Origin of the sequence: Clostridium sp. KNHs205, assembly GCF_000702945.1 — a bacterium.
In the GTDB taxonomy this organism is placed as follows: Bacteria; Bacillota; Clostridia; order Lachnospirales; family Lachnospiraceae; genus Anaerocolumna.
In genome coordinates, this window is record NZ_JNLE01000003.1 from 4,526,299 (window position 1) to 4,547,071 (window position 20,773).

Below are 20,773 nucleotides of genomic sequence, written 5' to 3' on the forward strand. Positions count from 1 at the left end.
CTCTTAATGCAGCAAAGCAACAACCTTAATGTCAGCTGTGTAACGCTCTTTTTATCAGTTATGAAACTCATTCTGTCAGTTGTGTAACACTCTTAATATCTGCTGCGTAATACTCTTACTGTCTGCTACGTAATACTCTTATTGTCCAGCTGCGTAATACTCTTGCTGACTGCTGCGTAATAACTCTTACTGTCTGCTGCGTAATACTCTTACTGTCTGCTGTGTAATAACTCTTATTGTCTGTTGCGTATAACGATAGCATAAGATAAGCTTTCGTTAAAAATCCCCACTTACAAAAACAAAAACTCTTGTGCTAATGTTATATCATTATAGTGACAATAACCAGAAGCATTTTCCAATAACAAATCAAGTATAAAAAGCCTCTCTTCTCAATGAAGTCAGGCGAATGGCACAAAGCAGAAAGAACGAATGCGCCTATGGAAAGGTATTAGAGGTCCGGACTTCTTATACCTTGGAATTGAAGCATGAGTTCTTTCTGCTTTGTGCCATTCGCCGTCCCCTTGCGAAAAACTTACTTTTGACCTTCAAACCCTTTCCCATAAAAAATGGCCTTGTCCGGTTCAGAATCTCCCCAGACAAAGCCATTATTTCTATTGTATCTGTTTTCCAAGCACCTTAGGCGCTGCTTCAATCAATGCGTCAATACCTGCTGGATTTTTTCCGCCGGCCTGTGCAAGATTTGGACGACCGCCGCCGCCTCCGCCTACGAGTACAGCAAGCTCTTTGATAAGATTACCTGCATGAGCACCTTTTGCAATAGCTGTATCTGTAACCATAACAATAAGGTTAACTTTATCCTCCACAGGGGAAGCCAGAATTATCACGCCTTCACCTAATTTATCTTTTAACTGGTCACCAAGATTTCTAAGGTTGTTGACATCAACACCCTCCACTCTGGCAGCAAGAAGTTTCACACCACTTACTTCTTTTACCTGATTCATAACATCTCCCAGCGCATCTTTGGCAAGTTTATTCTTTAACTTCTCATTTTCAGACTGCAGTGCCTTAATTTCCTCCTGAAGACCTTCAATTTTGGCTGAAAGCTGTGCAGGTTCTGTCTTGGCTGTTCTGGAAGCTTTAATAAGCTCACTTTCAAGCTCTTCATAGAAATTGAATACGCCTTTACCGGTAAGAGCTTCAATACGTCTTACACCGGCAGCAACTCCTGTTTCTGAGATAATTTTAAAAATAAGGATAGAACTGGTATTGGCAACATGGGTACCACCGCAAAGCTCTTTGCTGAACTCACCCATGGTTACGACTCTTACACTGTCCCCGTATTTTTCACCGAACAACGCCATAGCTCCGGTCTTCTTAGCTTCTTCTATGGTCATAATATTGGTATTTACAGGCAAGGCAGATTGTATCTGTTCATTTACCAAAGCTTCTACTTTACTGATTTCTTCTTTTGTAAGAGCAGAAAAATGCGTAAAGTCAAAGCGCAGTCTCTCTTCATTTACAAAGGAACCAGCCTGCTCAACGTGGGAGCCAAGTACAAGACGAAGTGCCTTCTGAAGTAAGTGTGTAGCACTGTGGTTCTTTCTGGTATCACCTCTCTTATCCTTACTGATAGCAAGGTGAACGGTTTCATTCACTTTAAACATACCTTTTGTTACAACACCTACATGACCGATTTTACCGCCCTGAAGTTTGATGGTATCTTCTACTTCAAATTCTGCATCGGCAGTTGTAATAAGCCCGGCATCTGCTGCCTGACCGCCACTGGTTGCATAAAAAGGAGTTTCCGCTGTAAAGATTGTACCTCTCTGACCTGCTACCAGCTCTGTAACAACCTCTGTTTCGGTTGTAAGGGCATTAATTGTGGAATCTGCTTCATCCTTCTCATATCCCACAAAAGCTGAAGTAAGTCCGGGATTTAACTGTAAATAAACGGTCTCATCAGCTCCCATGTAATTTGTAACAGCACGGGCACTTCTGGCAGTTTCTCTCTGGACATTCATCGCTGCTGCAAAACCTTCTTCATCGATTGCAAAACCCTTTTCTTCAAGGATTTCCTTTGTTAAGTCAAGAGGGAATCCATAGGTATCATAGAGTTTGAAGGCATCCTCTCCGGAAAGAATATTCTTCTTGTCCTTTACAAGGCCTTCTTCCAGATCTGAAAGAAGTTTAAGTCCCTGATCAATGGTTTTATTAAAGTTATCTTCTTCAATGGTAAGAAGCTTTAAGATATAGTCTTTTTTCTCCTCCAATTCCGGATAACCGTCTTTGGATTCAGTAATTACAGTAGTGCTCAAGGTTGCAAGGAAACGGTCCTTGATACCAAGAAGCCTTCCATGGCGTGCCGCACGTCTTAAAAGTCTGCGAAGAACGTAGCCTCTGCCTTCATTAGAAGGTATAATACCATCAGAGATCATAAAAGTCACAGAACGAATATGATCGGTAATCAGACGAATGGATATATCTGTCTTAGGGTCTTTCTTATAAGTAACACCTGCTACTTCACATACCTTATCGCGAAGGGCTTTAATCGTATCTACATCAAATATGGAATCTACATCCTGTGTTACTGTTGCAAGTCTTTCAAGTCCCATACCGGTATCAATATTTTTCTGAACCAGCTCTGTATATTTACCGTTACCATCACTCTCAAACTGAGTAAATACATTATTCCATACTTCAATATAACGGTCACAATCACAGCCTACCGTACAATCTGCACTATGGCATCCATATTTCTCACCGCGGTCATAATAAATCTCAGAACAGGGACCACAAGGGCCAGCACCATGCTCCCAGAAATTATCTTTCTTACCGAAACGGAATATTCTCTCCGGTGCAATACCAATTTCTTTATTCCAAATTTCAAAAGCTTCATCATCTTCTTCATATACGGAAGGATATAATCTGTCAGGATCAATACCAACAACCTCTGTTAAGAACTCCCAGGACCAATGAATAGCTTCTGTTTTAAAATAATCGCCAAAAGAGAAGTTTCCTAACATTTCAAAAAATGTACCATGTCTTGCAGTTTTACCTACATTCTCTATATCACCGGTACGAATACATTTCTGGCAGGTGGTTACACGGTTTCTTGGCGGTAACTCCTGACCTGTAAAATATGGTTTTAAAGGTGCCATACCTGAATTGATTAATAATAAACTTTTGTCATTCTGGGGAACCAAAGAAAAGCTGTCCATTTTTAGATGACCTTTGCTTTCAAAAAAGTCCAGGAACATCTTTCTCAGTTCATTTACTCCGTAAGCCTTCACACTATTTGCCTCCTGTGTATAAATAATGGTTCTTATTTCATTTATGTTTTATCATATTGCTATATAAGTCAAGTTTTAGTTTATTCCGAAAAATAAACATAATCCAACATATATAAGTCCACTAGTAACTTATTATAAGCAGATATTAGTTCTTTGTCAATAAAATCAAAAAGGCTGATTCAGCGATACAGATACTACTGTTATTCAATTACAGCTTTTTTAACAAACAGCATAAGCGGAGCCTCAGAATATGAAATCATTTGCATTTCATTCCATATAATGGTATTCTTTATATATGTGTATTTATTTGGAATAGTCAATTTCAATATTGAATCAATGGCATTAAGCTGCGAAAGGCTGGGTTTATAATGAAAAAAGCTCTTATTTTTACACGTACAGGTATGTTTCTTTGTATCCTTGGAATTCTACTGGTGGGGATAAACTATTTCACTGACTTTATAACTGCCAATCTCACCATAAGTGCTTCTCTTATTGTAGTAATCGCTCTTCTTATTGCACTTTACAACTTATTTTTAACCCATAGACAACTGAAAAATAGTAATAAAAAACCCATGGCTTAAAACAGCTGTTAATGCTGCTTAAAAGCCATGGATCAGAACATTTATTGAAGAAAATCCATTAAAGATATCTGATTGCTCTCCGGAAGATCTCCAAATAACCCTAAATCATTCATTAAATCTACTACTGTGGTACTTACCTTGCAACGACTTCTGAAATCATCCCGGGAGAGGAATTTACCATTTTTAGCAGCTTCTACTACCGCGTCGGCTGCCTTATCCCCCAAGCCGTCTATAGTACTTAAGGAAGGCATCAGTTTATCGTCTACAATCTGAAAATGATGAGCTTTTGCCGAATAAATATCAATGGGTACAAACTGATATCCTCTTGCATACATCTCCTGAACTATCTTCATGTCTTTATAGGTATCCTGTTCTTTCTTGCTTAACTCATTTCCTCTTCTCTTATAATCTGCCATATGCCGTTCCAGGCGTTCTCTGCCAAGGCACATCAATTCATAGTTAAAGGCAGAGGCACGTATTGAGAAATATGCTGCATAATAAGCCAAAGGATAATATACCTTAAAATATGCAATACGGAAAGCCATCATAACGTAAGCCGCCGCATGGGCTTTAGGGAACATATATTTAATCCTTTTACAGGACCAGATATACCAATCAGGAACTCCGGCTGCAAGCATCTCCTCTTCCATTTCTGCCGTCAGACCCTTGCCCTTACGTACACTCTCCATTATTTTAAAGGAATGGCCGCTGTCCACACCGGTATTGATTAAATAGGTCATAATATCATCACGGGTACAAATCGCAGAACCAAGAGTACATTTTCCTTCTGTTATAAGGGTCTGGGCATTGTTAAGCCATACATCCGTCCCATGGGATAATCCGGAGATTCTCACCAGATCCGAAAAGTTCTTTGGTTTTGTATCACGAAGCATCTGCATAACGAAGTCCGTACCAAACTCCGGAACACCAAGGCAGCCAAGGTCACAGCCTCCTAAATCCTCTGGCTTGATCCCTAAGGCACTCAGGTTGTCAAAAAGTGAAAGCACCTTCTCCTCATCCAGTCTTATCCCTTTGGCATCTACTCCCGTAAGATCTTCTAACATACGAATCATAGTCGGATCGTCGTGTCCCAGTATATCAAGCTTTAATAGGTTATGATCAATGGAATGGTAGTCAAAATGAGTGGTGATGGTTTTGGTAGTCATATCATTTGCGGGGCGCTGTACCGGGGTAAAGGAATAGATTTCTTCCCCATGGGGAAGTACGATAATTCCTCCAGGGTGCTGCCCGGTGGTCCGCCTTACACCGACACAGCCGCCAACAATACGTTCAATCTCTGCTTTTCTTCTATGCTGGTTATGCTCTTCGTAATATTTAAGGACAAAACCATAGGCGGTCTTATCAGCCAGGGTACCAATAGTCCCCGCTCTGAAGGTATGGCCTTCACCAAAGATAACCTCCGTATAATCATGTGCCTTACTCTGATATTCTCCGGAGAAGTTAAGATCGATATCCGGTTCTTTATCGCCGTTAAAGCCAAGGAAGGTCTCAAAGGGGATATCATGTCCATCTTTACTTAATGGATTCCCGCATACCGGGCAGGCTTTATCCGGCATATCACAGCCGCTGCTGCCTGCATAAGCTCTTACTTCCTCGGACTCGAAATCCGAATAATAACAGTGACTGCAATAATAATGTGCCGCCAAAGGATTAACTTCCGTTATACCGGACATGGTCGCAACAAAGGAGGAACCAACAGAACCTCTGGAACCTACCAGATAACCGTCTTCATTGGATTTCCATACCAGTTTCTGGGCAATGATATACATAACGGCAAAACCGTTGGTTATAATAGAGCGAAGTTCATGCTCCAGTCTTTCTTCAACCTGCCTTGGCAGATTGGGACCATACATGGAATGAGCTTTGTTATAGCAGATATCTCTAAGGGTCTTATCGGAATCCTCAATTACCGGAGGGCATTTATCCGGCCGCACCGGAGATATCTTCTCAATTCTGTCTGCAACCAGATTGGTATTGGTTACAACCACTTCATATGCCTTCTCTCGTCCCAGGTAAGCAAATTCCTCTAACATCTCTTCCGTGGTGCGAAAGAACAAAGGTGCCTGGTTATCTGCGTCTTTCATTCCTTTTCCATACAACAGGATTCTTCGGTAGATTTCATCCTCCGGATCCATGAAATGCACATCACAGGTAGCCACTACCGGTTTGTTGAACTCTTCACCAAGCCTGACGATCCGACGATTTATATCCATAATTTCTTCCATGGAATTTATGTTGATTTTCTCACTTTCAATCATAAATTCATTATTGCCCAAGGGCTGGATTTCAAGATAATCATAAAACTCTGCCAGTTTATTTATTTCCTCCTGGGGCTGCTCCCTTAGTATCGCCTGGTATAGTTCACCCGCTTCACAGGCAGAGCCAATAATCAGGCCTTCCCTGTTCTCCATAAATAAGCTTTTAGGAATACGCGGTCTCTTCTGATAGTAATCTATATGTGATAAAGAGATAAGCTTATACAGATTCACTCTTCCCACATCACTCTGTGCCAGAATAATTGCATGGTAAGTCGGCAGTTTCTTGATAGCATCCGGTGTAAGCTTGCCAAGCGGATTGATTTCATCCAATACCGTAACACCTTTTTCATTTAACATAGGAAGAAATTTCATAAATATTTCTGCTGTTGCTCCTGCATCATCAACTGCCCTGTGATGATTCTCCAGTGATATGCTCAATGTTTTGGCAACTGTATTAAGTTTATAATTATTGAGGTTAGGTAACAGCATTCTGGCCATTCCCACTGTATCAATTACAGTAAAATCTGTATTAATTCCAAGAGCTTCCGCTTTTTTATGAATAAAACTCACATCGAAGGAAGCGTTATGGGCTACGAGAACTGTTCCTTCACAGAAGTTAAGAAACTCCGGCAAGATAGCATCTATTGTCGGATACCCGATAACCATGTCATCATTTATACCTGTCAGTTCTTCTATTCTCTGAGGAATGGGTATTTCCGGATTAATAAAAGTACTGAATTTATCAATAACAATGCCATCTTTTACTTTAACAGCACCAATTTCAATAATTTTGTCTTTAACCGGTCCAAAACCGGTGGTTTCAATATCAAACACCACATATGTATCCGATAATGTCTGTCCTCTCGGATGAACGACGATTTCTTTCAAATCATCGACCAGATAGGCTTCAACACCATAAATAACTTTAAATTCCTTTAATCTTTCCCACTCAGACTCCGGATAATCCCACTTACTTAGAGCATGATTGGCTTCCGGGAAAGACTGTACCACACCGTGATCTGTTATTGCAATTGCTTTATGTCCCCATTCAAATGCCCTCTTTACTAAATCTTTGGCATCCACAACAGCGTCCATATCGCTCATCATTGTATGGGCATGAAGCTCAACACGTTTTTCAATGCTGGTATCCATTCGTTTTACGGTAAAGGAAGGAATTGTTTTAATACCTACAATGGAGCTTAAGGACACTTCTCTGTCATATTTATCAAGTAAGGCCATACCCTTTAACTTAAAGAATTTCCCCTTTTTAATAACACTGGTCACTTCTGCTGCTTCTTCTGTTTTTAAGAATAATTTTGCAGAGATAGAGTCTGTAAAATCCGTAATCGTAAATATGAATAGTGTCTTTTCATTTCTGAGTTCTCTGGCTTCTGTATTTAAAATCTGACCTCTGATTACTACCTCACCAATCTCATCCTGGATGTCAGCTATAGGTATTGCCTCGCCTTCAAAACCTCTTCCAAAGATAATATCCGGATCGTTTATGACCTTTTTGGGAGTATATTTAGGCTTTTCTTTATCACCGAAATGAAAACCGCCGCTCTTACTCTTTTCGCTTTTGTTTTCTTCTTTTACAGCTTTAACAGCTTTATCATTGGCCGGTTCCAGGGCCTGACTGTCATTATTACTTCCATGATTGACACTTGCTTCATTTTCTTCCTCCTGGTCATCACTCACCGTAACACCTGCTACCTTAACAAATTCGTAGGTTTGCTGCTTCTCTTTGACCGCCGGTTCATAATAATCAAATATGACAGCCACCTTCAGATTGAATTTCTCATAAATATAAGTTAAATGCTTTTGAAAATCAGGTGCTACTCTTCTTATTAGAAAATTATCTTCACAAGTAAAGATTATCTTGTTGTCCTCAAAATTAATTTCTGACAGCTCAAAGATATTGTATTCCAGAATACTTCGTTCCCTGAATTCCGTAAAAATACTCTCTTTATATGCATCAAAAAGATTCTTAGGAGTATATTGTGCCGACAGATGATAATTTTCCTGAAAGCAGACAGCGTCCGGTGTAGATGAAAATAATCTTTGTTTAACCAGCTGTTCCATTTTCTTAATATCTCTGCGCTGGATCAGTCTGCTGCTGTCCAAATAAATTTTTATTTCAGCCTTTGATTTGGAAACACAGACCTTTTCTACGGTAACCTCTTTAAAAAGGTTAGCGTACTCCTCCGGAATATCATATAGCTGATCGAACACTTCAAAAAAAAGCATTCCCATGTGTTACGCCTCTTTCCTGCTAAATTGCTGAACTTATTACAAAGCTGCTTTCATTGCCAGTAACTCTTCCCGTAAGGTCTCTAACAGTTTATCTTCAGGGACTTTTTTTATGACCTTGCCTTTTTTAATCAGAATTCCTTCCCCCGGCCTCCGGCAATTCCGATATCTGCTTCTTTCGCCTCACCGGGTCCATTAACAGCACAGCCCATAACAGCAACTTTTATATCCAGATCGAATTCCTGTATCATTTCTTCTACTTGTCCTGCAAGGCCTATCAGATCAATCTGGGTTCTTCCACAGGTAGGGCAGGATACCAGTTCAACACCGCCTTTTCTAAGACCAAGGGCTTTCAGTATCAGTTTCGCTGATTTTACTTCTTCTACGGGGTCACCGGTCAGAGATACTCTGATGGTATCACCGATACCTTCATATAACATAACGCCAAGCCCCACCGCTGATTTGATATTTCCCGATAACAAGGTTCCGGATTCTGTAATACCCACATGCAGGGGATAGCTGCTCTTATCCGCAATCAATTCATGAGCTTTGATACACATTAGCACATCGGAAGATTTTATACTGATTACCAGATTATCATAACCCATGGCCTCTATGGCATGAACCTTATCCAGTGCACTCTCCACCAGTCCCTCCGGCGTTACCCCTCCATATTTCTCCACAAGTTCTCTTTCAAGGGAACCGCTGTTTACTCCTACTCTGATTGGAATATTCTTAAGCTTTGCAACCTCCACCACAGCTTTTAATTTCTCCGTTCCACCTATGTTGCCTGGATTTATCCTTACCTTATCCGCACCATTTTCTATTGCAGCAATAGCTAGCCGGTAATCAAAATGGATATCCGCAACCAGTGGGATATGTATACTTTTCTTGATTTCTTTTATAGCTTCTGCTGCCTCCATGGTAGGCACCGCACAACGTATGATATCACAGCCTGCAGCCTCCAGTTTATTAATCTGTTCTATGGTTGCTGCAATATCTTCTGTCTTTGTATTTGTCATAGACTGAATAAGGATCGGATTGCCTCCGCCGATAACTTTATTACCTATCCTTATAACTTTTGTCTCTTTTCTCATATAAACTCCTGTCCGTGTGCAACAGCGCACATGAAATAAAGATGTCCAAACACATCTTCCACTATATAAACCATTCTCATTTTTAGAATAACCATATCTGACAACTTCGCCGTTACCTGCTGCCAGTATATTGTTAAGTAAATAGAAAATGAACTTTATTATACCTTATACCTAACCATACCGCAAGTCTTCCAGAAGGCAGAATTACTCTATACCAGGATTTAACATATGCTAATAAGAGTTACTATACCATAAAAAGAGGGCTGCTGCGAAATTAAATTAGCAGCAGCCCTTCTAAAATTCAACAATGATCTACTGCTGTACTAGTTGCAGATCCTAACAATTAGAATATACGGCTTAAATCATTAAATACTACAAATACCATAAGAATCATCAAAGCTATGAAACCAATCATATGCACGATTCCCTCTTTGGTCTGGTCCATAGGTTTTCCTCTGAATACTTCTATCACCAGGAATACCAGCCTGCCGCCATCCAAAGCCGGAATAGGCAGAAGATTCATAACGCCTAAGTTAGCGCTAAGAAGAATACTGAAACTTGCAAGACTTAAAAAGACTGCTGTAAAACCACTGTCTTTTGTACCTTGTACGATGTCTCCTATCATACCAACTATACCAACCGGACCTGCCAGCTCATCAGCCGATACTTTTTGTCTGATTAACAAACCAATACTATCAATGGTACTGACAATAGAATACTTCACTTCAATATAACTGTATTTGATAACATCCAGGCCACTAACCTTAACTATGCTGCCATCCAGCGAAAGACCAAGGTCATAACCCTGTCCTGAGAGTTCCGGTGTAACTGAAACTGTATTCTCAGCACCATCACGTAAGAAAGATACGGTAATTGCTTTATCTGATAACGGATTTTCTTTCAGGTATGCCATTAGTTCATCTCTTGTAGCAACTGCTACTCCATTGATACCAGTGATGACATCCCCTGCTTTGAATCCGGCTTTCTCCATTGGATAACCTTCCATCAGCTCTCTTATCATGGGCTTGGTACCGTCTGCATAATAAAATCCCAACATATAGGTTTTTACAAAAACCGGGTCCACAGTAGTTTTATGAACCTCTCCGTCTCTTTTATAGGTGATGTCGACTCCTGCTTCACTAAGAGGATTTACATACAGATACATCCTAAGCTCTCTTGAAAGGTCTATATTCTTACCATTAATCTGAGTAATCACATCACCTTCTTGCAATCCTGCTTCTACTGCAGGTGTTTTAACAGATGCGATTTTGGCAGGGTCATATCCCTGCATTCCCACAATAATCAAAGCAAGGATAAAAGCTAAAATAAAATTGAAAATTGGTCCTGCCAGAATAACTGATATTCTGGCCCATACACCTTTCTTATTAAAAGCTCTCTCATCCTCTACGGTATCATCTTCTCCAAGCATCATACATGATCCGCCGATAGGAAGAATCTTTATGGAATAGATTGTTGCTTCCAACTCCCTGTTAGCTGCTGCAAAATCACCGGGTGACAGAAGACCTCTCAACCGGTAACCTTTTGGTGTCTTAACCATTGATAGAATTCTTGGTCCCATACCTATTGAAAATTCTGTAACATAAATACCATTAGACTTTGCCAGCAGAAAATGTCCGAGTTCATGGATAACAATTAGGACACTGAATACTACTATTGCTATAATTATGTTCATGCTTACTCCTAACTAAGTGTGCTTACACCATATTTATTGTTGACTGTATCAGAAAATGAATAATTTTTGTCTCATCTATTTATGCAGTCTGTGTTTCAGGAATTCATAAGTCTCTGCTTCAGTGGACAGAATCTCATTAACATTAGGATTTTCCCTGTATTGATGAGCATCCATAGCTTCTCTGATGAAATCTGTTATATCCATATAAGCTATTTCTCTGTTCAGAAATTTGGCAACTGCAAATTCATTGGCTGCATTGTATACAGTTGGCATGCTTCCCCCTGTTTCTGCTGCCCTGTAGGCCAGTTTAAGTCCCTCAAATGTATCGTAATCCGGCTCATAGAAATCTAGTCTTTCCAATTTAAACAAATCGAGTCTCTCACCTTTAAGCTGACGTCTTAAAGGATAAAAAAGAGCATATTGAATCGGCAATTTCATATCAGGCATACCCATCTGTGCAATTATACTGCCGTCTAAAAATTCAACCGCGGAGTGAATGATGCTCTGAGGTTGTATAACTACTTGTATTTTCTCCAATTCCACATCAAATAACCATTTTGCTTCTATAACCTCAAGACCTTTATTTACCATAGTTGAAGAATCAATGGTAATCTTTCTGCCCATCGTCCAGTTAGGATGCTTCAAAGCATCTTCCACCTGGATATTTTTTAAGTCTTCTTTCTTTTTTCCTCTAAAGGGCCCACCGGAAGCAGTTAGGATAATACGTTCAACTGCATTATTCCCTTCACCGTTTAATGCCTGATATATGGCAGAATGCTCACTGTCAACAGGAAGAATATGTACATTACAGCTTTTTGCCAAAGGCATTATGATATGACCAGCTGTAACAAGTGTTTCCTTATTCGCAAGGGCAATATCCTTTCCGGCCTTAATGGCTTCGATGGTCGGAGTTATCCCAATCATCCCGACCAACGCTGTGACAACTGTTTCAGCTTCTGCTATCGTACTGCATGCTATCAGTCCATCCATACCCGCAAGAACGGACACCTTCGTATCCTTCACCCGGCTTGCCAGCTCTTTAGCCAGTACCTCGTCATACACTGCCACTATGGAAGGTGCAAATTCTCTGATCTGTTCCTCCAGCAATGCAATACTGCTGTTAGCTGCCAGGGCAACTACCTTAATATCCGGATTCTCCCGAACCACTTCCAGTGTTTGTGTTCCGACTGATCCTGTTGACCCCAGAATGGATATATACTTCATGATAACCTCTTTCATTGCTGTTGTTTTTATAACTGCTGATGTTATTATAATATAACTTATCGGAAATTGCACCTTAAATTTCCGATAAAAGGCAGCTCTCTTGCTGCCGTCCATCCGATTATAGAAACACGCTCTTTGTTTCTATAATATAACTTATCGGAAATTGCACCTTAAATTTCCGATAAAAGGCAGCTCTCTTTGCTGCCGCCATCCGATTATAGAAACATGCTTTTTTGTTTCTATAATATAACTTATCGGAAATTGCACCTTAAATTTCCGATAAAAGGCAGTTCTCTTTGCTGCACTTTTAAGCTCATATGCCTACACAATTACAGAGAGAAAATATACTATGGGAGCAACAAAAATAATACTGTCAAAACGGTCTAAAATTCCACCGTGTCCCGGTATTAGTGTCCCATAATCTTTGATATCATGATTTCTCTTAATTGCTGAAGCTGCCAAATCACCTAATTGTGAGATAATACTTGCAGCACCGGAAATCAATCCAAAGGTAAGCCAGGGATTTTCAAAATTCCCCAAACGGTTTTTTACGATAATTGCATACAAGGCCCCAAGCAATGCAGCTCCCAGTACACCTCCAATGCAACCCTCAATTGATTTTTTAGGGCTTAGCTTCATAAAACCTTTATGTTTTCCAAATAACATTCCCACACAATATGCGCAGGTATCTGATCCCCATGCACCAATAAATATAAGCCATACCAGATAGGATCCGTTATCAGCAATTCTTACCTGGTAAATATAACTTAACATTACCGCAACATAGAACAAACCAAAAAATGCTATCGTAACTTCTTCTGTTCGGAACTTTGGATAAGAAAATACATATACCAACATTAATACCAATAAAAAGCCAATAAACAAAAAGGGCTGATATTCTCCCAAACCAAATCGTATCAAACCAAAATATAATATTGCCGCCCCATATCCGGCAAAACCTATGGGTGACTTTTGAAGGTTCACTGTTTTATACAACTCTGTCATACCAATGATAGATATGGCTAGAACCACAGCAAATAACGCATCTCCTCCCAACAGGATTACCGCCAGGGTTATAACCATTAGTATGACCGAACTGCGAAATCTTACCCAAAACATGTGTTACCTCCTAGTATTCAATCTTCCTTAATTCCACCATATTTTCTGTCTCTGTTGCTATAATATTCAATAGCTTTTCTTAACTCTTCCCGGTTAAAATCCGGCCATAAAGTATCTGTAAAATAAAATTCCGTATAGGCTAACTGCCATAAAAGGAAATTGGATATTCTTGTTTCACCGCTGGTTCGTATTAATAAATCGGGGTCCGGTATTCCTCTGGTATCCAGATAACCTGAAAATAGATCTGCATCAATATTCGATACCTCAAACTTATTCTCTTTGTAATCTAAGGCCAGCTTTTTTACTGCTCTTACGATTTCATCTCTTCCGCCATAATTAAGGGCAACCTGGAAATTTAGCCCTGTATTTTTAGAGGAAACTTCCTCCAGTTCATAAATGCTCTTTCTGATTTCTTCAGACAGGCCAGTTAATTCTCCCAGCACTCTTACCTTCATATTATTCTTACTGCTGGTCTTCTGACAATTCTTCAGATAACTTCGCAGAAGTTTCATTAAGGCCTCAACTTCATCTTTTGGTCTTTTCCAGTTTTCTGTCGAAAAAGCATATACGGTAAGATATTCCACTCCCATATTATATGCTTCTTCACAAATGTTTTCAACTGTTTTGCTTCCCTGTACATGCCCGTAATTTCTGGGCATCATTCTTTTCTTCGCCCAACGACCGTTTCCATCTAATATAATTGCCACATGTCTTGGTATTTTATAATCCAAATTAATATCCCCCTTGGAGACCTCCAACTGAAAAAGACTGCTTCAAAGATCCAGAAACTTTTGTAATTACCAAGAGTTTTCTTTGAATTTTGGAGCAGTCCTTGTCAATATCATATTATTATACTGTAAGTATTTCTTTTGATTTGTCTTCTGTAAGTTTATCTACATCAACAATGAATTTATCTGTGGTTTTCTGAATGCTGTCTTCTAATACCTTAACTTCATCTTCGGAAATTTCACTGTTTTTATTCAGCTTCTTTATTGTGTCATTGGCATCTCTTCTGATATTGCGGATAGCAACTTTTGCATTTTCTGATTTCTTCTTAACATCCTTAACCAGATCTTTTCTTCTTTCCTCTGTAAGCTCAGGAAATACCAATCTGATAACTTTTCCGTCATTATTAGGTGTCAGGCCTAAGTCAGAAGCAATAATAGCCTTTTCAATATCCTTTATCAGTTTACTCTCCCATGGCTGAATCTGAATGACTCTGGGTTCAGGAACTGAGATATTAGCTACTGACTGCAGGGCTGAGGGGGTACCATAATAGTCCACTCTAAGCTTGTCAAGCAAATGAGGGTTTGCTCTTCCTGCACGAATTGTTGAAAATTCCTCTCTCAGATTATCCAGTGTTTTCGTCATTTTGCTTTCGTATTGTTCCAATCTAGCATCCATAAATGTATCTCCTATCATTATAATAACTTTATTAAATTCACAGCCTGTTAAGCTGTAACGATTGTTCCGTCAGATTCACCCCTGACAGCTTTGATGATACTGTCTTCTTTTTCTAATGCAAACACAAGCATAGGCATTTTATTTTCCATGCTTAATACGGTTGCCGATAAATCCACAACAGCAAGTTTTTTATCGAGAGCTTCCTGAATACTGATTTCATCATACTTCTTTGCATCAGGATTCGTTCTCGGATCACTGTCATAAACACCATCCACTGCTTTTGCCATTAAGATGATATCAGCTTCCAATTCAACTGCCCGTAATACTACACCGGTATCTGTTGAAAAATACGGATGTCCTGTACCGCCTGCAAGAAAAACAACCATACCTTTATCCAGATATTTATTTGCTCTGTCCTTGGAAAAAAGCTTTGTCATTGAACCACATTCAAAAGGTGTAAGTATCTGAGTCTTCATGCCTACAAACCGGAAGATTTCCGAAACATAGATACAATTCATAACAGTTGCCAGCATACCTATCTGATCAGCTTTTGTACGGTCAATCGTTTCACTGGTCCTTCCTCTCCAGAAGTTACCTCCACCAATGACAATACCAACCTGGATGCCTTCCTGCACCAGCTGTTTTACCTGATTAGCAACCTTTATACAGGTAGCTTCATCAAACCCAGTTTTTTTATCGCCGGCCAGAGCCTCTCCGCTTAATTTCAGTAAGACTCTTTTATATCTGTTCATTTAATATACCTCCAGTTATTCAAAAATATTATCAATATTAACGGACGCATAAGACAGTGAGCAGAATCCATCGATTACAGCTCCGTTGTTAATCTGGATGGAAGCAGCCTTGATGTTTCCTTTAATAACAGCGGAGGAATCAATTACGACAGGACCATTAATATCCACATCGCCTTTCACCGCACCGGCTATGTAACACTCTGTACCAAGTACGTCACCGATGATTACTGTACCGAGTCCGATTCTTACATTACCTTCACTGCTGATAGCGCCTTCGAATCGTTTTGCCCCAATATATACTTCTGCTGCCGAACAATTACCAGTAACTTTACCAATTACCGACAACTTACCTTTGCAGTCAATATCACCTTTAATTGTTCCGATTACTTCAAGGGAACCATCTGTACTTAAGTTACCGCTTAAAACAGTGCTTTTAGCAATAACGGTTACCTCATCAGCGTTTGCGGTGTCCTTGTCTTCAATTTCCTCTTCACTTAATGCAGCTGCAAGCTCCTGGCTCTTCACTTCTTCTACATCTGTTTCGTTTGTTAACAAAGCTTCCAATAACTCTTTATCAACATTGTCTTCTTCACTTGTTTCAACTGACTCTGCACTGGCATCTGTCTGTACAGTACCTTCGGTTGCTATAACAGATTCTTCTCCTTCAACCTTCAGAACATTGTCCTTCTCTTCAGAAGTATTTCCTTCTTTATCACTTTCTAAAACTTCTTCCGGTAACAGTTCATTCACTGCCTGTGATAAATCATCTTTAAAATCCTTAAAAAAGCCCATTTAAGATTCCTCCTATGTAATTACTTATTGTTAAGTTCTGATGAACTACTCCTAACTTGCTGTATAGGTTTAACAGTATTATCTAATTTCAGAAGCTTTGCATCACATTGTGTGAGCGTACTAAGCAGGGTTTTAAGGGATGTGACTGTATTCCCTTTCCTATCTGTATCATGTAATAAAACGATGGACCTTGTATGGTCTGCAATACCCTCAAGCACATTTTCGGATAATTGTTCAGGTGAATAATCAACACCTGTCGCATCACCACTTGCAACATTCCAATCGTAATAATTCACTTTTTCCTTGCCAAGAAAACGAATAAAGATGGACATATCTGCACCGCTGACTGTATTCCCGCTTCCTCCAGGAAAACGGTAGAGATCAGTCATTACACCGGTTGTATCATATATCAATTTCTTTATTTGTTTGAAATCAGTCTCAAAAGCTTTCTGAGATTTATATATCTGTTTATAGTCATGAGAATAGGAGTGCATACCTATGGAATGCCCTTCCTCGACTATTCTCCTATATAATTCCTTGGATTGTTCATCTGTCTTACCAATTACAAAAAAGGTTGCCTTAACCTGATACTCAGCTAAAAGATCTAATATCTCACTGGTATTGCTACTGGGGCCATCATCAAAAGTCAGGTAAATTTCTTTCCCTTCATACTTTTTCCTGTCCTTTTCACTAACCTTTATTTCATCAGTTTTCTTATTATTCCCCTGATTCTCAGGGATCTGTTTACCGGTATTTTTAGTCGAAGTATTGCTTCCGGAGGGCTTTTCTGTCACATCTGCACCTGCTGCATAGTTGCTAATTGTCTTGTTACCAGACTTCTCAGCAAATGTCCCAGCAGTATTATCAGAAGCAGCTATATCCCCTTGTTTGGCGGCGGCAGATATCTCTTCCTCATTATAACTGTTTTTCTCCGATTCTTCAAGTGAAGATGAATAATCTTCTGCCTGATAATACAAATTTTTTTCTATTTTCTCTGATTGTTCCTGTGAGCTGGATTTTCCAGCTGCCAGTTGATTGATTTTCTTCTCTAAAGTATTAATTCTATTAAATAAAACAACACAAAGTATTGTTGGTAGTAAAATACTGCAGATTATCGCTATGATTATAGCTTGTCTTAAGCGTTTGACACGTTTTTTTCTGCGGATATTATTTAATATCTCCCTACGGGTGTCGTCCATTGTTGTTTAAGTCTCCCTTATAAACCCCTTTTTGTTATATTCTATCATATTATATCGAAAATTAAAAGAAACAGGGTTAGTACTATTGACCTACAGAATGCAAATCCCTATTTTTCCCTAAACTTAAAAAAACACCGTGAAATACAGTGTTTTTCTTAGTATGAGAAATGTTGAGCATATCAACAAAAGCATCTGGTAACATCTTCCACTCACAGACATTAAATAACATTAACCATTCTTTTCACCATTGCAGTCATTATATATGGCACTATGCAAATAGCCAGTCAAAAATTGACTGGCTATTATTTAGAAGCACAAGCTTACTATTTTATTCAACTACCTTTTAAAAACATAGGAAAAAGAATATTAACCTTAAATTGATACGTTCATAAACCCATGTATTCCTTCTCCACCGGAAGCCTTCAACATGATTCCTTCCGATAAAGGTAGGATAAAACCAGAAACTATTTCCGTTTATCAACCACATAAAGGTATTTCGGAATAAACATATCCATAAATTACCGCCACCAATCTGTCCACCTAATCGGAAAGCTTCCGGCCCTGCTGTATTACTCGGTAATTCCGGAATAAAATTAGGGGGTGGTATCATAGGCTGTGGTGGTCTTGGGCCTGGCCCTGGTCTTGGTCCTGGCCCTGGTCCCGGTATCGGCGGTCTTGGGCCTGGCCCCGGTCCTGGCATCGGTGGTCTTGGGCCTGGCCCTGGTCCCGGTCCCGGCTGTGGTGGTCTCGGTCCTGGTCCCGGCTGTGGTGGTCTCGGTCCTGGTCCCGGCTGTGGTGGTCTCGGTCCTGGTCCCGGTCCCGGCTGTGGTGGTCTCGGTCCTGGTCCCGGCTGTGGTGGTCTCGGTCCTGGTCCCGGCCCTGGCATCGGCGGTCTTGGTCCTGGCCCTGGTCCCGGCTGTGGTGGTCTCGGCCCTGGTCCTTGGCCTGGTCCTCTCTGATCTGGTCCAGGTCCGATGCCAGGTCCCTGATTATTAGGACCTGAAGGCGGAATTACAAATTCTTTACTGGATAAAACCTCATCATCCGTTAAAGACTCGTCATTATAATGACCCTGTTTGTTGAAAGCATTACTATCGTCCAACGTACAGTCTCCTCACATTTCTATCTTACAATATCATATGTCATTTCGATAAATATGTGATTATACTCTTTTATAAGGACGAATCAATATATTGCCTTTATTATAAGCAGTTTCCCATTTTATAAATTGTTTTAAATGTATAAATACTAGCAGCATTGCCAATCATAGTTGGCTTTCGCAAAATCCTTTTTTAAGATTTTGATATAAACTGTGCTGTACCTGCATCGTCAAACATCCTACCTACTTCAGTATCACTTCACAATCTAACGGTAAGAGCTAAATTCCATTTAACTCCTGGTAAAGGTTTTTTGCATAAGAATCCGTCATACCACTAATGTAATCTGTAACCATAAGAAATCTTAAATATAAATTTTCAGCTTCATCATCAGTTTTTGCGCACAAATAATCTTCTTTATAATTTGAAGAGATAATATTTATAAGCTTCTTATCTGCTTTGGATAACTTATATTCAGCTTCCTCTGATTTATTGCTTTCTGCTTGCCAATGCAACGTTGCATAAACAAAATCATCCAGTAAAGAACTAATAATTTTTTTAGCTGATAATTCCAATTTTAAGATTCCTTTATTATCATATACAAATTCACTCATTGCCCCTTTTAGAATTCGTATTGATTCCTGGTGGTTCGTATCATCGAATAAATCCTTCTTAAATACCCCCTCCATAATGTCGTCATAGCTTTTCGAGAATCTATAGGCTGCTGCATACATCAACCACATTCTTACACGTTCCATCCACTTCTGAAAAGCAATCAGGTCTTTTTCCACACTTCTGCTGCTATCATCCATACGCTTTTTTAAGTCATCAATTAACTCTTGAGAATATTTCTTGTGAAAAGGATTAGTGATTTCCATAATCTCTCTATCAAAATATTCAATAAACTGCTCTGTAGTAAGTAAGCCTTTCTTCACTGCATCTTCTAAATCAGCAGTTGAATATGCTATATCATCAGCCGCCTCCATTAAGTATACAAGAGGGTGGCGTACATATTCTTTATCCTTCTTGGTTCCTGTTACAGAAGAAATCAGGTCAATTGTACTTTTTTCAGAATAAAAATATCCGAGTTTATGCTTCTTTATATCCTCATCCTCAGAATTATACTCTAAAGAGGAGGTTGGATATTTTATAAGTGTATTTACTACACCATAAGTTAAATTTACTTCATAACCTTCCTGCCTGTTCATTACTTTAGACAGAATTCTTAATGCCTGGGCATTACCTTCAAAATTCTCCAGATCTAATCGCATCTGTTTATGCAGAACTTCTCCAACAGGCCTTCCTTTGTAGCTGAAATTGTCATTTTTAAATTCTTTCTTAAACCACTCACCAATAACCACTTCACCAAAGTGCCCAAAAGGCGGATTTCCAATATCATGTAACAATCCCGCACAGGATAATATTACAGGTATTTCATCCGTAACTTCACTGTTATTTTTAAAAAATTCCTGCAAATAGGGAGTCGTATTTCTGGTTATCATTATTCCCAGCTGCCTTGCAATTGTAGAAACCTCAATGGAGTGTGTTAATCTAGTTCTGACAAAGTCACTTTTATCCAACGGAAATACCTGTGTCTTATCCTGTAATCTCCTAAATGCTGCGCTGGATATAATAGATTTATAATCCTTTTCCAAATCACTTATGGGATACTTTTCAAACGTTTCAGGTTCTTTCTCTCTTTCAACTTGGGTTTCTAATGATAATAATTCATTCCAATTCATATTGTGCCACCAATAACTCTTCCTTTGATTACTTTCTGATTAAATCTTTATCTCACCTAAAGATTTATAAGCCTATAAGCATTATAAGATAAACACTAGTTAATTTCCACTATTTCTTGTACGAATACGCCCTTCACTTTTTTCACCCTTTGAAGTATATGCTTATGGCTTTGGCTCTTGATGAATTGATAATCCTCACAAGAGTTAGATATTTCGTATCATAATAAGTGAAAGTTACCTTTATGTAAGTACACCTATAACCACTAGAATCATCATCTGCAGCTATGACTTAT

General features: G+C 39.3%; 13 protein-coding genes and 1 pseudogene. 1 reads left to right on the forward strand and 13 read right to left on the reverse strand.

From position 1 onward, the window contains the following. Positions 1-611: 611 nt before the first annotated feature. Complete coding sequence (gene alaS / locus BR73_RS0118835; RefSeq protein ID WP_347463473.1) at positions 612-3,218, reverse strand: alanine--tRNA ligase; 2,607 nt, start codon at positions 3,216-3,218, stop codon at positions 612-614. Between the two features lie 401 nt (positions 3,219-3,619). Between alaS and BR73_RS0118845 the strand changes: the two genes are divergently transcribed. Then, positions 3,620-3,832, forward strand: coding sequence for a hypothetical protein (locus BR73_RS0118845; RefSeq protein WP_033166805.1), 213 nt, complete (start codon positions 3,620-3,622; stop codon positions 3,830-3,832). A gap of 41 nt (positions 3,833-3,873) precedes the next feature. Here the strand turns inward: BR73_RS0118845 and BR73_RS0118850 are convergent, their stop codons facing one another. From BR73_RS0118850 to BR73_RS0118905, 12 genes and pseudogenes are all read right to left on the reverse strand, one after another. After that, complete coding sequence (locus BR73_RS0118850) at positions 3,874-8,364, reverse strand: PolC-type DNA polymerase III (protein WP_033166806.1); 4,491 nt, start codon at positions 8,362-8,364, stop codon at positions 3,874-3,876. A gap of 36 nt (positions 8,365-8,400) precedes the next feature. Next, positions 8,401-9,458 (reverse strand): annotated as a pseudogene (ispG, locus tag BR73_RS26840) (flavodoxin-dependent (E)-4-hydroxy-3-methylbut-2-enyl-diphosphate synthase). 343 nt (positions 9,459-9,801) lie between these two features. Further along, positions 9,802-11,151 (reverse strand): RIP metalloprotease RseP, encoded by a 1,350-nt coding sequence (gene rseP, locus BR73_RS0118860; protein WP_033166807.1) that lies wholly within the window; start codon positions 11,149-11,151, stop codon positions 9,802-9,804. A gap of 75 nt (positions 11,152-11,226) precedes the next feature. Then, the gene (locus tag BR73_RS0118865; RefSeq protein WP_033167630.1) at positions 11,227-12,375 is read right to left on the reverse strand and encodes a 1-deoxy-D-xylulose-5-phosphate reductoisomerase; all 1,149 of its coding nucleotides are present in this window, start codon (positions 12,373-12,375) and stop codon (positions 11,227-11,229) included. Positions 12,376-12,696: 321 nt separating this feature from the next. Continuing rightward, entirely contained in the window at positions 12,697-13,494 is a 798-nt protein-coding gene (locus BR73_RS0118870) for a phosphatidate cytidylyltransferase (protein ID WP_033166808.1), read from the reverse strand. Positions 13,495-13,511: 17 nt separating this feature from the next. Beyond that, complete coding sequence (locus BR73_RS0118875) at positions 13,512-14,225, reverse strand: isoprenyl transferase (RefSeq protein ID WP_242860702.1); 714 nt, start codon at positions 14,223-14,225, stop codon at positions 13,512-13,514. A gap of 118 nt (positions 14,226-14,343) precedes the next feature. Continuing rightward, positions 14,344-14,898 carry a ribosome recycling factor gene (gene frr, locus BR73_RS0118880; protein ID WP_033166809.1) on the reverse strand — a complete coding sequence of 185 codons (555 nt, stop codon included), beginning with the start codon at positions 14,896-14,898 and terminating at the stop codon, positions 14,344-14,346. Between the two features lie 47 nt (positions 14,899-14,945). After that, positions 14,946-15,650: a UMP kinase gene (gene pyrH, locus BR73_RS0118885; protein WP_033166810.1), complete on the reverse strand. Its 705-nt coding sequence runs from the start codon at positions 15,648-15,650 to the stop codon at positions 14,946-14,948. Between the two features lie 15 nt (positions 15,651-15,665). Continuing rightward, the gene (locus BR73_RS0118890) at positions 15,666-16,442 is read right to left on the reverse strand and encodes a polymer-forming cytoskeletal protein (protein ID WP_033166811.1); all 777 of its coding nucleotides are present in this window, start codon (positions 16,440-16,442) and stop codon (positions 15,666-15,668) included. Between the two features lie 20 nt (positions 16,443-16,462). Next, positions 16,463-17,641 (reverse strand): polysaccharide deacetylase family protein, encoded by a 1,179-nt coding sequence (locus BR73_RS27625; RefSeq protein ID WP_051685320.1) that lies wholly within the window; start codon positions 17,639-17,641, stop codon positions 16,463-16,465. Between the two features lie 343 nt (positions 17,642-17,984). Further along, the gene (locus BR73_RS27630; protein WP_051685321.1) at positions 17,985-18,743 is read right to left on the reverse strand and encodes a hypothetical protein; all 759 of its coding nucleotides are present in this window, start codon (positions 18,741-18,743) and stop codon (positions 17,985-17,987) included. 276 nt (positions 18,744-19,019) lie between these two features. After that, a complete protein-coding gene (locus tag BR73_RS0118905; RefSeq protein ID WP_033166812.1) occupies positions 19,020-20,480 on the reverse strand; it encodes a deoxyguanosinetriphosphate triphosphohydrolase in 1,461 nt (486 codons plus the stop codon). Between the last annotated feature and the right edge of the window lie 293 nt (positions 20,481-20,773).

Excerpts from the sequence above, each read along its gene's own strand:
- BR73_RS0118845 (WP_033166805.1), top strand. The coding sequence starts at position 3,620 with ATGAAAAAAGCTCTTATTTTTACACGTACAGGTATGTTTCTTTGTATC.
- BR73_RS0118870 (WP_033166808.1), bottom strand. The coding sequence starts at position 13,494 with ATGTTTTGGGTAAGATTTCGCAGTTCGGTCATACTAATGGTTATAACC.
- BR73_RS0118865 (WP_033167630.1), bottom strand. The coding sequence starts at position 12,375 with ATGAAGTATATATCCATTCTGGGGTCAACAGGATCAGTCGGAACACAA.
- frr (WP_033166809.1), bottom strand. The coding sequence starts at position 14,898 with ATGGATGCTAGATTGGAACAATACGAAAGCAAAATGACGAAAACACTG.
- BR73_RS0118905 (WP_033166812.1), bottom strand. The coding sequence starts at position 20,480 with ATGAATTGGAATGAATTATTATCATTAGAAACCCAAGTTGAAAGAGAG.
- rseP (WP_033166807.1), bottom strand. The coding sequence starts at position 11,151 with ATGAACATAATTATAGCAATAGTAGTATTCAGTGTCCTAATTGTTATC.
- BR73_RS0118850 (WP_033166806.1), bottom strand. The coding sequence starts at position 8,364 with ATGGGAATGCTTTTTTTTGAAGTGTTCGATCAGCTATATGATATTCCG.
- BR73_RS0118890 (WP_033166811.1), bottom strand. The coding sequence starts at position 16,442 with ATGGGCTTTTTTAAGGATTTTAAAGATGATTTATCACAGGCAGTGAAT.
- pyrH (WP_033166810.1), bottom strand. The coding sequence starts at position 15,650 with ATGAACAGATATAAAAGAGTCTTACTGAAATTAAGCGGAGAGGCTCTG.
- alaS (WP_347463473.1), bottom strand. The coding sequence starts at position 3,218 with ATGTTCCTGGACTTTTTTGAAAGCAAAGGTCATCTAAAAATGGACAGC.
- BR73_RS27625 (WP_051685320.1), bottom strand. The coding sequence starts at position 17,641 with ATGGACGACACCCGTAGGGAGATATTAAATAATATCCGCAGAAAAAAA.